This window comes from Vibrio ziniensis (assembly GCF_011064285.1).
Classification (GTDB): Bacteria; Pseudomonadota; Gammaproteobacteria; order Enterobacterales; family Vibrionaceae; genus Vibrio; species Vibrio ziniensis.
Map to the genome: position 1 here is coordinate 1517952 of NZ_CP049331.1, position 14138 is coordinate 1532089.

Annotated in this window: 11 protein-coding genes; 4 read left to right on the forward strand and 7 right to left on the reverse strand. The window is 42.0% G+C overall.

Going from position 1 to position 14138, the window contains the following annotated elements:
* Nucleotides 1-19 precede the first annotated feature (19 nt).
* The gene (locus tag G5S32_RS06890) at nucleotides 20-751 is read left to right on the forward strand and encodes a chromosome partitioning protein ParA (protein WP_165311317.1); all 732 of its coding nucleotides are present in this window, start codon (nucleotides 20-22) and stop codon (nucleotides 749-751) included.
* Nucleotides 752-829: 78 nt separating this feature from the next.
* Here G5S32_RS06890 and G5S32_RS06895 read toward each other — a convergent pair whose 3' ends face one another.
* Complete coding sequence (locus G5S32_RS06895; protein WP_165311318.1) at nucleotides 830-1312, reverse strand: YajQ family cyclic di-GMP-binding protein; 483 nt, start codon at nucleotides 1310-1312, stop codon at nucleotides 830-832.
* An 11-nt stretch (nucleotides 1313-1323) separates the two neighbouring features.
* Complete coding sequence (locus G5S32_RS06900) at nucleotides 1324-2388, reverse strand: 3-deoxy-7-phosphoheptulonate synthase (RefSeq protein WP_165311319.1); 1065 nt, start codon at nucleotides 2386-2388, stop codon at nucleotides 1324-1326.
* A gap of 205 nt (nucleotides 2389-2593) precedes the next feature.
* On the opposite strand from G5S32_RS06900, the gene G5S32_RS06905 reads away from it, so the two are divergent.
* Nucleotides 2594-3484, forward strand: coding sequence for a putative PEP-binding protein (locus G5S32_RS06905; RefSeq protein ID WP_165311320.1), 891 nt, complete (start codon nucleotides 2594-2596; stop codon nucleotides 3482-3484).
* A gap of 167 nt (nucleotides 3485-3651) precedes the next feature.
* Nucleotides 3652-4137 carry a PaaI family thioesterase gene (locus tag G5S32_RS06910; protein WP_165311321.1) on the forward strand — a complete coding sequence of 162 codons (486 nt, stop codon included), beginning with the start codon at nucleotides 3652-3654 and terminating at the stop codon, nucleotides 4135-4137.
* Nucleotides 4138-4160: 23 nt separating this feature from the next.
* Here the strand turns inward: G5S32_RS06910 and G5S32_RS06915 are convergent, their stop codons facing one another.
* On the reverse strand, nucleotides 4161-5525 hold the full coding sequence (locus G5S32_RS06915) for a hypothetical protein (protein WP_165311322.1): 1365 nt from the start codon (nucleotides 5523-5525) through the stop codon (nucleotides 4161-4163).
* 112 nt (nucleotides 5526-5637) lie between these two features.
* Between G5S32_RS06915 and G5S32_RS06920 the strand changes: the two genes are divergently transcribed.
* On the forward strand, nucleotides 5638-6471 hold the full coding sequence (locus G5S32_RS06920; protein ID WP_165311323.1) for a CvfB family protein: 834 nt from the start codon (nucleotides 5638-5640) through the stop codon (nucleotides 6469-6471).
* 236 nt (nucleotides 6472-6707) lie between these two features.
* Here the strand turns inward: G5S32_RS06920 and rsmF are convergent, their stop codons facing one another.
* The 4 genes from rsmF to G5S32_RS06940 form a co-directional block, all read right to left on the reverse strand.
* On the reverse strand, nucleotides 6708-8132 hold the full coding sequence (gene rsmF, locus G5S32_RS06925; RefSeq protein WP_165311324.1) for a 16S rRNA (cytosine(1407)-C(5))-methyltransferase RsmF: 1425 nt from the start codon (nucleotides 8130-8132) through the stop codon (nucleotides 6708-6710).
* Between the two features lie 233 nt (nucleotides 8133-8365).
* Nucleotides 8366-11017 (reverse strand): MlaD family protein, encoded by a 2652-nt coding sequence (locus G5S32_RS06930; RefSeq protein ID WP_165311325.1) that lies wholly within the window; start codon nucleotides 11015-11017, stop codon nucleotides 8366-8368.
* Nucleotides 11010-12266 (reverse strand): paraquat-inducible protein A, encoded by a 1257-nt coding sequence (locus G5S32_RS06935; RefSeq protein WP_165311326.1) that lies wholly within the window; start codon nucleotides 12264-12266, stop codon nucleotides 11010-11012. The genes G5S32_RS06930 and G5S32_RS06935 overlap by 8 nt, the downstream gene beginning before the upstream one ends.
* 33 nt (nucleotides 12267-12299) lie before the next feature.
* The gene (locus G5S32_RS06940) at nucleotides 12300-14099 is read right to left on the reverse strand and encodes an ABC transporter ATP-binding protein (protein WP_165311327.1); all 1800 of its coding nucleotides are present in this window, start codon (nucleotides 14097-14099) and stop codon (nucleotides 12300-12302) included.
* Nucleotides 14100-14138: the final 39 nt, after the last annotated feature.

The window sequence follows — 14138 nt, forward strand, 5'->3', positions numbered from 1 at the left end:
TTTGAACTAGGAGTTGAGAATGAATCAAACAGATTTAGATGATAATGATGATGTTGTTGTCATCGAACAGCGTGATAAAAACGGTGTTATTTATATAGCGGTTGCTGCGGTATTGGGTTTAGCGCTTGGTGGGCTGATTGGTTCTTCATTGACGGCTTCAAAGTGGGAAAAAACTTATCACGTTTTAGAGTCTCAGTTCCAGAAGAGCCAAGATGCTAAAACTGAACAAGCCGCAGTGGTTGAACAGAACAAAACTAATGCCAAAGAAGAGTTTGACAAACAGCTAGCAGCAGCTTTGGAAGAGCAGCAGCAGAAACATCAACAAGCGATTTCGGATATTGAATCACAGCTAACTGAACTTGAAAAAGTGAACATGTCTTTAGAAGCTCAAGTGGCTGAACAAAAATCTCAGTTAGAGCAAGCAAGTCAGCAAAACGATAAGCTTAATCGTCAGTCAGATATGCAAACAACCATGCTTGAACGTTCACGTGAGTTATTTCAACAAGAACTGAAGATTAAGCAAGAGGTTGAAGCTCTGCAAAAAGAACGCGATGAACTTATTCCTAAACTAACAACGTTGAAGAAAGAATGCGATGTTTATCTTGAAGGTAAGTCATGGGACGCCACCTCTGACTCTTGCGATAAACAAGATGCAGCAAACTCGCGTATTAGCCAAATAGACCAGATGTTGAGAATCCATCAGATGGACTTGGAGCAAATCAAAACACTGTCTGAAGATCTTGGGCTTTGATATCAACTCTTAACCAGTAAATAAAAAACCAGTCCGATGACTGGTTTTTTGTATCTTCTTGCTTTGTAAAACGAAGGACTAGTCGCGGAAGTTATTGTATTGGAACGGTTGTTCCAAATCTGAACCTCGTAGGAAGGCGATCACTGCTTGCAAATCATCACGCTTTTTACCTGTTACGCGTACTTTGTCGCCTTGAATTGAAGCTTGAACTTTCAACTTCTCATCTTTAATCATCTTAACAACTTTTTTCGCTAAATCGATCTCAATACCTTGTCTGAAAACCACTTCTTTCGACCAGGTTTTACCCGATGGTACTGATTTTTTTGACTCCATAGAGCGAGGGTCAACACCGCGTTTAGCGAGGTTGTTACGCAGAATGTCCATCATCTGAGTGATTTGAAAATCGTCCGGAGCAGTAAGTTTTACTGTTTCATTCTTTAGTTCAAAACTGGCTTCAACGTTACGAAAGTCAAAACGAGTCGCTAGATCACGAACAGAGTTTTCTACTGAGTTACGTACTTCTACAGTATCGACTTCAGAAACGATATCAAAAGAAGGCATGTTAAGTTTCCTTATTGTTGATTAGAGCGGCGTAATTTTATCGACTTAGCCAGCATCGCAAGCATTGTCTTGGTATCTTCCCAACCTAGACAAGGGTCAGTGATAGATTGGCCATAAGTAAGATTATCAAGATCCACCATAGACTGGTTTCCTTCTTCGATAAAACTTTCAGCCATAATACCCGCTATTTTATGACTACCGGACTCAATTTGCTCACAAATGTTTTGAGCTACGTCTAATTGTTTACGATGCTGTTTTTCACAGTTCGCGTGGCTAAAATCAACCACAAGACGTTCCGGCAAATTAAATTGAGCTAGTTGTTGACACGCGTTATCAATAGACGCTGCATCAAAGTTTGGACCGGATTCGCCACCACGTAGAATCACATGACCAAACGGGTTACCAGCGGTGCGGTAAACCGTCATACGTCCATTTTTGTCTGGTGAATAGAAGTAGTGTGACGCATGAGATGCGCGAATAGCATCTATGGCTATCTTCACATTACCATTTGTTCCATTCTTAAAACCGACAGGGCACGACAATGCCGAAGCCATCTCACGATGAATTTGGGATTCTGTCGTACGTGCGCCAATGGCCCCCCAAGTAATCAAATCGGAGATGTATTGACCAGTGATCATGTCTAGAAACTCAGTAGCGGTAGCGAGGCCAAGTTTATTAATGTCTAATAAAAGCTTACGAGCTTTATTTAAACCTGTCTCCAATGCATATGAACCATCCAGATTTGGATCGGTAATTAAACCTTTCCAACCAATAACTGTGCGTGGTTTTTCAAAGTAAGTTCTCATAACAATGAACAAATCATTGCTATATTGATCTTGAATTGCACTGAGACGTTGACCGTAGTCCAAAGCAGCATCTGGATCATGCACAGAGCAAGGGCCAACGATAACCAAAAGGCGATCGTCTTCTCCCGTAAGAATTTGTTCAATTTGTCTACGAGAGTGAGCGATACGCTGTGCAACTTCTTCCGTAATTGGATGTGCTTGACTAAGTTCTGCCGGAGTTGGCATTGGTCCCAACGCTTGGGTTCTTAATTCATCTGTTTTGGTTGGCATGGAGAATAGCCTGTCCTTTTATTGCGAAGCGCTTAAGATAGCGAATTTGGCTGTCAGAATAAACAGTTGCGAGCATTTGACGCTCATAAAAAACATAAAGTGAAATTATATTCATTTTCTCATCATAACTATTGAATATAAGCTTGTTTTTCTCTCGTTGACTCGGTATTTTCGAGCAAACAACAAAACGATAATTGGAGCAGTAATGAGTTTTGAACAATCAGAAATCATCCAACAAGAACTGGCTTTGGGAAATACCCTACCAAGTACAGACTCACAGCAAAGCAGCCATGCTTTATTTGTATCGCTGTCTGAATTGATTGCAGAAAGTGTTTTTTATCATCCTGCATTAACCGCAGGTGGAGTGGATTTGCTTCCTGAGTTAGAACAAAACTCATTGAAATCGCTGCTGAATGACCAAACGATTGAACAACATTTTGTCTCTGTTCTTGTGGATCAAATTGCAAAGTCTATTAGTGACAAGCATACCTCAATTCGTATTTGTTTGAGTTCATCCGACAGCTACGCCTTCAAAGCATTAATTGGTGGAAGCATAGAAGAAGACGAAGTAAACCCTGCAATGGGGGTTCGTGGTGTTTCACGATTCGCTTCCAGCAAATATTCACCAGCATTTGCTTTAGAATGCAAAGTGATTAAAGCATTACAAGAGAAAGGGCACAAGGTTGAGATTGTCGTACCGTTCGTAAGAGCATTGAGTGATGCTGCAACGATTATCGACAGACTGGCAGAGCAAGGTTTACCTCGCGGTTTAAATGGTTTGAAAGTGCTGTATGTGTGTAGTGTTCCTTCTGCAGCGCTGGTTGCCGATAAGCTGCTTCAATATTTTGATGGTGTTGTTATCGATTGGGATGAACTGACTCAAATGACTTTGGGTGTTGATAAACATAATGAATCTCTTAGCTACTTATATAACCCTGAAAGTGAAGCTGTATCTCAGTTAGCGAATTTTGCTGTTAGCGCAGCAAACTTAGCTAAAAAGCCAGTTGTGGTTGTTACCCATGGCTTGGAAAGTTATCCGAAGTTGCAGGAGCATCTTTCAGAAACTATTCAACCAGAGTCAGTTTTTAACTTTTAAGTCGAATCGTTTGTAATTTTCAAATAGCACAATTCGGCTGGTAACTAAGAGATTGGTAAGTGGTTCACTGATCTCTTAGTTATTGTTAATGAAATGTTGACACTTAACTAGGCTTGCCTTTAACTGACCTAACAAAAATAAATCTAAGTACCCTTAAGGTCAGTATCATGCTCTCTCCACTTACTAAAGCAAATTGGTATCTCAAGTCATTTGGTTTTTTTAAAGTTCCTTTGATCTGGGCATGCCGTCCTCAAATTTTGTCTCTTAGCGATAAATCGATCGAAATTCGTATTCCGTTGAACAGACGTAACAAAAATCACCTAAACAGTATGTATTTTGGCGTTCTTGCAGTGGGAGCTGACGTTGCTGGTGGTTTTATGGCAATGGATAAAGCTGGAAAGCGAGGTGAAAAAGTTTCATTGGCATTTAAAGCAGTAAAAGGGGATTTTTTTAAACGTCCAGAAGCAGATGTCCACTTTCATTGCGATGATGGTGATTTGATAGATGCTATGCTAGATGAGACTATCGCAACAGGTGAGCGAATCAATAAAGACGTTAAAATCGTCGCCACATGCCCGTCGCTGCATGGAGACGAGCCAATGGCGGAATTTTTATTAACACTCTCCCTTAAGCTCATCGATAAACGAACTTAACCAGCTATTTATTTAGAGCTTGGTTAATTAGAGCTTGGGACATCTATTTCCGTCTTCTCTATATCGACAATTCTGCTACGGTTGAGAACCACTTTCCAACGGTAGTAACGTGGAGCTTGTTGATGCCCATCCTCTTTAATGATGACGTTGATTAAGTGGCGTTTCTCAACAGACTCACGACTTACCTGACCATTGTTTAGTTGGTAGATTCGGTTTGAACCTTTATCCATCAAGCGGGTAAGGGCACGAAGATCGATAAGCATTACGTCGCGAGTCTCTTCATAGCCGCTCATGAAACGTGACGTTGTCATTTCTGTTTCTGAGCGGTAATGGAGAATTTGCTCTTCTCGTTGCACTACGCGTTTCTTTCGTATCATTTGGATTCTATCTGCCAGTGCAGTCAGGGGTTTATAGTCCAGCCATTCTATTTTCTGCCCAACTTGTTTGCCTGTTGTTGGGTCGAAATAGCGTCGACGCCATTTGGGTTTACCTTTGCGAATCCAGCGCCACATCATGTCTTTCAAATCGTCTTTAAAGATCTCACGTAGAGCGTAGACAAAAGACATAGCGATAATGAATGATGCTGTGATTTCACCCCAGTAATCACGCGCAAGAATAGCAGTGATGGTAACAAACACCATCACTAAACCCGTTGCCATGCCTTTTACTGCACGCCTCATGTTCTTGCCAAGCGAAGTGACTTTCTCGGTAAGAATAATCGGATGCTCAATCAAACGGCGCAATAACCGCATTTTGTTGCTTAGACGAGTGATGTCTTGGTCTGCTTTGACTGAGTTATAGCTGTTTAAGGCACGGTGTGCTTGCTCTCGTTCAACTAGGGTAATCAAACGCTCTTTTATGGTTTTGTACTCTTTGTCACGAGTAAGTTTAGAAACCATAGATAAGAATTTTTGTTCGGTATACCAAGAAAGATAGTTGTCGATATTGGCGTAATAACGTTTTAAGCCTTCCTCGTAGGGTATACTTCTACGCAAACGCTTTAGAATATCTAGTGAGAGTTCAATCACGGTATCAACTTCATCCTCAGTGACGCTGTCACTAGATAGATTGAGTTGGTTTACAGCTTTGTCTAAAGCAATAACATATTGATAAGCAAACAAACTTAAACTTACGCGGTATTGAGTTGCGGATAGTCTGCCACGTTGGGCGAGTCGACTGTGGACGAGAGGAAGAAGTATTTTATCACTGTAGTAAGCGCGCTTTTGATGTATGGCGCTATAGAAAAATTCGGACTCAGTCATCACATCTGAGGTTAGTCCCAGCTCTCCGGGAATAAAGAGATACAAATCCAAGTCTAGCTTTTTGCTCTCTGACATCTCTGTGGTGATTTTGAGTGTAACCGCGTCTTGCTTGTCTACCGTGATCAACAATAACTCCTACAATATCTTCGAAAAATAACAAAATTTTCTCTGATGAACAGGCGAAAGCATAACAGAGATAACGTATAATCTCTGCAAATTTGAGGTGAGACAGTAATTAATGATTAACGTTGGCAAGAATAACAGTCTAGAAGTGGTAAAAATCGCAGAGTTTGGCGTGTTTTTGGATGCAGGTGAATATGGCACAACACTGTTGCCTAAACGTATGGCACCTGAAGGCGTCGAACTTGGCCACTATGTTGACGTATTTTTGTATTTCGATTCCGATAACCAACTCGCGGCTACCACTGAAAAACCAGTAGCAGAAGTGGGCGAATGGGGCGTAATGACGATTGAAAGTGTCAACAGCACTGGTGCATTCGCAAGTTGGGGTATTAAGAATAAAGATCTACTGCTGCCATTCAGTGAGCAGCGTACACGCTTTAAGCCAGGTCAAAGTGTTCTGGTTTATGTCTACACAGATAAAGCGTCTGGTCGTATCGTAGGTACAACCAAATTCAATAAATGGCTAGATAAAACTCCAGCTAATTACACCAAAAACCAGCAAGTTGATCTGATCATCGCTGAGCGTTCTGATTTAGGCTTTAAAGCGATTGTTAATGGTCAACACTGGGGTATGATTTTCCCATCAGACGTGTTTGGAAAACTCTTCATTGGTAAAAAACTAAAAGGCTTTATTAAAAACATTCGTCCGGATGGCAAAATTGATCTTTCTTTACAAAAGATTGGTGTAGAGAAAATGGATGATCTGAGCGAGAAGATTTTGGAGACTTTGGCTAAAAAGGGTGGTTCTTTACCATTAAGTGATAAGTCGTCCCCAGAAGAGATTTTTGCTGCATTTCGTACCAGTAAAGGTACGTTCAAAAAGTCCATCGGTACCTTGTACAAACAAGGCAAGATTGTGATCGAAAAAGACGGTATTCGATTAGCTTAAATCGGTCTCCCTGAAGCCAATAGCTTTTTATATCCTCCGTTTCCTCTAGACCAAAAAAAGGCCCGAAACGCTTTGCATTTTTGGGCCTAGGGGAATGGCTCCGAAGAGCCTGCGCTAATCTCTACTTACCGTTAAGTGTAGTACAGGCTCCTCAATTGGCGAGTGTGAATTAGAATTTCATACGATAGTTTGTTTTTTTAATAGTAGTTTGCTTTTACAAAAGAGGAGTTTGCTTTTTAGAATAGGTTTTTATCTCTAACCAGTTCTCTCGGCAGACCATTTTTCACTCTATTGCCAACCCATTTCCCTAATCCAATCACATCGTTACCGTAACGTACGATGACTTCACCTTGACCGCTTTGTCCTTGTGGACGGACATCTCGTCCCATATACCATTCTCTCGCATCTTCAATCGAGAGTTCTACACAGTTATCTTCATATCCGGTTGCCAACGTCGTTGCTACTTGGTGCTGCCAGCGATAGCCTTTCTTATGTGTTTCAGCGATTTTGATCCCCATACGTGAGAATCGCAGTTCACCCAGCATTGGCTCTAAAGCATCTGGGAACAACCAAACATCATTGTCACGCAACCAAATTGAACTGTGTTCTGGCAATGAAATGCCCAAGCATTTTTGTAGCTCTTGATTAACATCGCTAAAGGTTTTTGCGTTTGCTTTTTCAAATGGGAATTTACCCAAGCGTTTTTTCACCGCTGGAGTGTCAACGCTAGCATTTTTACGAATACGAGCAACAAAGAAGCCTTCACAGTCATAAACTTGCGGGAAAATATGGAGGAAACCTTCCTCTGTTAAGGCTTTATTTGCTTCAGGAAAGAGTGATTCTAAGGATTCGAAACTGACCGCATCGCCGAATATGTTTTTAAGATGCCAGCACACATCTTGGTTTTCTTCGCGACTTAGGGTACAGGTTGAATAGACAAGTACTCCGCCAACTTTTAGTGCCTGAAAGGCGCTTTCAATCAACTCTTTTTGTGTATCTGCAATACTCTGAATGGATTCTTTGCTCCAGTTCTTGAGTGAATCTGGATCTTTGCGAATGGTGCCTTCTCCTGAACATGGAGCATCAAGAAGTACGGCATCAAATTGCTCAGGTAGCCAGCCACCGAATACTCGACCATCAAAATTGGTTAGGGCGGTATTGCGAATACCACAACGTTCGATGTTCGCGTGCAGAACTTTTACTCGGCTAGCCGAAAATTCGTTGGCAACCAAAATGCCGTCATTTTTCATTAGTGCGGCAATTTGGGTAGTTTTTGATCCCGGTGCCGCTGCCGTATCCAACACAGACAGGTATGGAGCATCTTTTTCAGTAAATAACGCCGACACAGGCATCATAGAGCTAGCTTCTTGGATATAGAACAACCCTGCCATATGCTCTGCGGTATTGCCTAAAGGCACTTCGCTTTCATCCGCATCAATCCAAAAACCAGTGTTGCACCAAGGTACTGGTTCTAATGCCCAACCTTTCGTTTGAGCGCGCTCCACAAACTTCTCAACAGAGATTTTCAACGTATTGACGCGAACACTTTTACGTAGAGGTCTTTGGCATGCGGCAATGAAATCTTCCATGTTTAATTCTGTTGGAAGAATCTCGGCCATTGACGTCAGGAAAAGTTCAGGAAAGGAAATATTAGAATGCAAAGCGTAACCTCGGCTAGCTAGAGGAATTGATGTTATTAGGCGGGAGATTATAGCGGCAACGTGTTTCTATTTGAAGTCGTGGTTGATTTCGCTGAGAGAGAAGTGGAGTGTTTTATATCAATCTGGAAAATCGTTGCAGTATTGATGCTTAATCTGGTCACATTTCTAGCTCGAATGGTATTACTAAAGAAATAAGCGTGTTTCCACGCTTATTTGTATTGAATCGCCTATCGTTAATTCGGGTGTGGAATAGGCGTACGCCATTGTTTCCAGCCTTCTTCTGCTCGTGGATATAAATAGAACGACTGACCGGCTTTGGCTGCCGGCATAAGCTGCTTTTGTTCTGGCGTTGAGAACGTAATACCGCCTCGAACAATACTGTCAAATGTGCCGGCTTTGATGTCAGCGCCCGATAACCCTATAGAAACGTCTACCCCAGAAACGTTCCAGAACACGCTATTTTGGCGAATGAGGTAACTGTACTCTGGCTCGATTTCAATTGTTGAGATGATTCTGTCTGATAAGTTACCCAGCTGAACTTGAGTAACTCGACCCACATCCATACCTCGGAATAATATAGGAGTACCTATAGATACTGATCCTCTATCTTCGCTTTGCAGGGTGAACGATATACTTGTTTTCTTATATGGCAGTTCCGATAGTGGAAAAGAATAGGTTGGCTCACCGTCTCCAGGTTTAACTTCAATGGATTTGCTCAATAGGTTCTCTAAATTTTCTACACCATGTGTCAAGCTGACCTTAGCTTCGGCTATCCAGAATACGGAACCTTTTGTTGCAATGTTTTTACTGTACTCAGGTTTGATTCGTGCCTCGATGGAGATTTTGTCTGAGGTGAAACTCGGAGTCACGCTGAAGACTTCACCAACCGAAACACCTTGATATTTGATGTTGGTACCAATGGGTACGGACACATTACCAGATGCAGTTAAACTAATGGTTTTTCCATATTTTTGCGCTTGTTGATAGCTTGGATAAAGCAACCAAGCATTGTCTATTTTATTTTCGACACCAGTGATGTTATCGAAGGCAATACCACCTTGAATCAATGTTTGCAGCGGTGCCGCTTTTACGCTAATACCTGCCAATGACGCATCAATTTCAACACCTGAACGGTTCCAAAACACTGTCTGGTTACTAATCAGGTGCTTGTATTGATTCTCTATTTTGATTTTAATCTCAACGCCTTTAGACGTCAGGGTGTAACCGGAAACACTACCTACTCGCAGGTTGCGGTAAAGTAGTGGGCTACCTGCATTAACTGGCGGAAGTTCATCTGCCATTAAGGTCAACGTTTGAGTTCCAGACTGATTGTATTTGGCCAATTCAGCTAATGATTGACTTTGATAGAGGCGATATTGTGATTGAATTTGTTTACTGCCTTCACTAACAAAGCTAATAGAACCTGCCAATAGCTGTTTAGCTGGCGGAATAGAAACATTGAGACCTGATTCGGTTAGCTCTGCCGTTGCTGTTCCTGTGACATAAAAGCGACTGTTGGACCCAATAAAGGAAACGTATTCATCATCAATAAGCGCATCAAATTCAACGCTATCCTGTTTGAGGGATACTTTGGTCACACTACCAACAGCAACACCACGATAGATAATTTCCGTGCCTGAACTCAGACCATACGAACTATCGGCGATAAGTTTTAGTGCAATCGATTTGGCTTGAGTACGGTTAAATTCGAGTTTACGAACGGCAGTAAAGTGGCGAGAGCGTTCTCCCTCTCCTGGGATCAGCGTTAGGTAATTCCCTTTAACAAGGTTCCCTAAATTCTCAACGCCTGTCAGAGATATTTTTGCTTCTTCGAGAATGAAACTACTGCCATTGTTCAACATGTCGCTAAACGCCGGTTGAATTGCTGCTGAAGCAATGATTGTTTTGCGCTTATCATCCAGTTGTAGGTTTGTAATTTGCCCAATTTCTAGACCGCGATACATGATAGGTGCACCGGAAATACTGATGTTATTGTCATCTGGCAGCGTAATTTTAATTGCTACGCCACGACCGGCAGTTCTAAGATCAGGATATAGCCTAAACTGAGCATTTTGCTTCGCGGGTTCGCCATCATCTGGAGAATCCACAGCGATAGCTCCGCCAAGTAAAGCTGTCACGCTCTCCAGTCGGATATCTACTCCCCCTAAACCTAGACTTGCGCCGATACCACTTACGTTCCAAAAACGACTTTCAGTGGTAATCACATTTCTATATTGTTCCTGAATCGAAGCATCAATAATGACTGATTTGTTATCATCTGCTAGTTGATAGTTATAAACCTCACCAATAGGGATTTTTTTATAGACGATTTGGGACCCGACCGAAATCCCGCCAAGATCCCTCGCTTTTAACGTAATGGTTAAACCTTGGTTGGCAAGTAAGTCAGAAGGCGTAGAGTCTAAAGCTTGGTAACTTTGAGGATGTTCGTCATCATCTTTTATAATTTCGTCGCCGGGATGAATGGCTATATAGTTACCGGATACCAAGGCATCCAGTCCAGAAACGCCAGACAGACTGGCAGTCGGTTTTACTAGCCAGAAGCGGGTTTTGTCAGATAGTAGTCTTTTGGCTTGTGGATAAATGTCTGTATCGACATAGATACTGTCTAGGTTAGGTGACAGTTTGATATCTCTGACCATGCCTACTTCCAAGCCTTGGTAACGAACCGGTGTTCTTCCTGCCACTAGTCCTTGTGCATTAGAGAAGTAGATTTGGATGCGCTCTCCCGCATCATGAATAGACTTCATAATGAGCCAACCCGCCAGCACGACGGTGAGAATGGGCAAAATCCACAAAGGCGATATCCCTTTGTTTCGTTTTACATCAGGTTTGTAGGAGGTTTGCTGAGTAATATTTTTATTCATCAACTGACTCTTGTTTAGTGTTATCGTCGCGGTAGTTATCCCAAATTAGTCTTGGGTCGAGACTCTCTGCGGCTAGCAGAGTGAGTACGACGACCATTCCGAATGCTATAGCACCGTACCCGGGAGTGAAATCAAGCAGTTGCCCACGATCAACCACTGATAACATGATAGAGATAACGAACAGATCCATCACAGACCATTTTCCTATCCATTTGATTACAAAGTATATGATCATTCTCTGACGGAAAAAGACTTTTCTCTTAAATTTAATTGCCAATAATAGGTACGCTAGACCAAGAATTTTGGCAACGGGTACAACAATACTGGCTACAAAAATAATGATCGCGATGCCAACCATTCCACTATTTATTAGTGAAGCTACACCAGAAAAAATCGTATCTTCTAATCTCTGTCCGTTGGTGAGCAAAATAGAAATAGGCAGAATATTGGCGGGGATTATTGATACTGTTGCTGCCAATAAATATGCCCAAGTTCGTTCTATCGAATTGGGGATTCGGTGATAGAGCTTATGATGACAACGTATACATCTTGAACTATCTGGTTGAGATAGATGACAGTTGTGGCAATGGACATGTTTCACTTCTAGTGGATATTCAGTTTCTGGACGCCATGCTTCCCAATAACGTCGAACACTGATTCGACTGATAAGTAGCACAGTAAATATCTGCAGTAAGATCAGTCCGTATAATCCAGAACCAAAGAAGACATCTGAGATGTCAATCAGTTTGAAGCAAGAGACCGCAATACTTACCAGAAAAACGTCTATCATCACCCAAGGTTTGAGTTTGGATATAAGAAGCAGTGAATATCGCAGCAAAGGGAAGTTGTTATACTTTAACGCAACATGGGCTCCAACAACGGAACTGCAAAGTATAAATGGCGCGAGAGATGCGCAGAAAAATACCAGTAATGCTAAGCCTGTGTACCCTTCGTTATAGAGTGCTTCGATACCAGATGGGAGTGTTGCAGGGATCATCACACCAATTAGACGAATCCGGATGAAGTCAAAAAAATGAGAGGGTATGAATAGTAAAAGGCAAGTGATTGCGAGTGCTAAGTTACCCGAAAGAGATGGGCGTCCGCCTCGATAAAGTTGCGTACCACATCTTGGGCAATATGCGCTTTTACCTTTTTCTACACTGACAATATCAACGGGCAGCTCACATCCTTGGCAAAGGCGTATTCCTGACGGTGTGGATAGATGTTTTTCTATCGCCTTCACTTTCATCGAATACACCTTAAATTGAGGGTGACAATGCAACTAACTGACGTAGGACTGTGCAGAACCATAAAGGGTCTGATAAAGGCCTTCTTGTTCAACCAATTCTCTATGAGTTCCCGTTTGGCTAACATGTCCATCTTCCAAAACATATATCAAATCTGCTTGCTTCACCGCTGAAAGTCTGTGTGCCACTATCAAGGTGGTACGTCCTTTTAAAAACTCGTTGAGTGCCATGTGTAATGCACTTTCAGTTGCGGTATCGAGTGCTGATGTTGCTTCATCTAAAATGACGAATTTGGGATTACTTAACACCATGCGTGCAATAGCAAGACGCTGGCGTTGACCACCAGAGAGGCGAATACCATTACGACCAATTTGAGAATCCAACCCGTGATCGAGCTTACTGATGATATCTTGCATTTGAGCGATTTCTAGAGCACGCCATAAAGATACTTCATCATACTTACCACCAAGGGTTAAATTGTGCCTTAAAGTATCATTAAATAGTATAGGTTGCTGGAGAACAACGGCGATTTCTCCTCGGATAACATCAAAACTGATGTCATCGCACGTTTCTCCATTGAAACGGATTTGGCCCGAGTTTGCGCGATACACCCCGATCAATAGCTGTATTAGAGTCGATTTTCCTCCGCCACTTGCTCCGACCAGTGCTACTTTTTTCCCAGCTGGTATTTCTAAAGACAGATCACTCAGCACGTTGTTTTCACCGTCGTAAGAAAAGTTGACGTTGGACACCGTGACGTCAACCTCTTTGTCGTTTGTGAAAGGGTTAATTTTGCTAACTGGACGATACTCTTCCTCTAAATCAAGTAATGTGTTGATTCGTCCGAGAGCGGCTTTGGCGCTATACCAAGAAAATTGAATGCTCAATAGTTCCTGAACGGGTGAAAGCATAAACCATAAATAGCCAAATACAGCAAACATCTGACCTATAGAAAGATCACTGAACACTACCATTAGCATTGCAGCCGCTCGAAAGAGCTCAAAACCTAGTAAGAAGAGTAGGAAAGAGAGCCTACCTGCTGCTTCGGATTGCCAAGCATATTTGTCTGCACTTAAACGTACATTGTTAGCTTGCTCCTTAAGCTCGGTAAGAAATACTCGTTCTTTATTGGCGGCACGCAGTTGATATATACCATCGAGTGTTTCCACCAATCGATTTTGAAAACGCTCAAAGGCTTGGTTTTCACGCTTTTTCAGGTGTTTAACCTTGCTGCCCAGTATACGAGAAAAATAAACCACAACTGGATTTACAAGCAGGATAAACAGACCTAAACGCCATTCTATCCATAATAAAACCATCGCTGTACCACTGACGGTGAGCAAACTGATGACAAATTTACTTAGCGTAGAGCCTATAAATTGGTCTATTGTTTCGATATCCGTGACTAAATGGGCGTTTATTCCACCACTTCCACGTGTCTCGTATTGTTTTATGCTAATTCGTCCCAATTTATCTATCATCTTACTACGCATCTGATAGGTGATGGTTTTTGAGACAAGTGTGAACTGCCGACTTTGCAAAATATTGAGTATTTGGCTAGCAGCACGCATGAGTACGATAAGTACTAACGTGAAAACGATATAACCCGTTGCTGAGTGCCATGACGTAGGTAAAATTCGGTTCATCACCTCGATACCCGATGAAGGCTTATTAAGTAGCACTTCATCAACCATGAGTGGCATAAGTAGAGGAATTGGCACGCTGATTAGTGTTGCAACAATAGCAATTACATTGGCAAACAATAACTTGGATTGATGCTTTTTCGCTTGTGTTATTAGCCAAGAACGGCTAATAGTGTCTGTGGAGTCTGCCATCTTTGTGAGAATAAATCCTATTTAGTTTTGGCCCATTAT

Coding starts and splice junctions, on each gene's coding strand:
- G5S32_RS06890 (WP_165311317.1), top strand. CDS start 20: ATGAATCAAACAGATTTAGATGATAATGATGATGTTGTTGTCATCGAA.
- G5S32_RS06905 (WP_165311320.1), top strand. CDS start 2,594: ATGAGTTTTGAACAATCAGAAATCATCCAACAAGAACTGGCTTTGGGA.
- G5S32_RS06920 (WP_165311323.1), top strand. CDS start 5,638: ATGATTAACGTTGGCAAGAATAACAGTCTAGAAGTGGTAAAAATCGCA.
- G5S32_RS06910 (WP_165311321.1), top strand. CDS start 3,652: ATGCTCTCTCCACTTACTAAAGCAAATTGGTATCTCAAGTCATTTGGT.
- G5S32_RS06930 (WP_165311325.1), bottom strand. CDS start 11,017: ATGAATAAAAATATTACTCAGCAAACCTCCTACAAACCTGATGTAAAA.
- G5S32_RS06940 (WP_165311327.1), bottom strand. CDS start 14,099: ATGGCAGACTCCACAGACACTATTAGCCGTTCTTGGCTAATAACACAA.
- G5S32_RS06900 (WP_165311319.1), bottom strand. CDS start 2,388: ATGCCAACCAAAACAGATGAATTAAGAACCCAAGCGTTGGGACCAATG.
- G5S32_RS06895 (WP_165311318.1), bottom strand. CDS start 1,312: ATGCCTTCTTTTGATATCGTTTCTGAAGTCGATACTGTAGAAGTACGT.
- G5S32_RS06935 (WP_165311326.1), bottom strand. CDS start 12,266: ATGAAAGTGAAGGCGATAGAAAAACATCTATCCACACCGTCAGGAATA.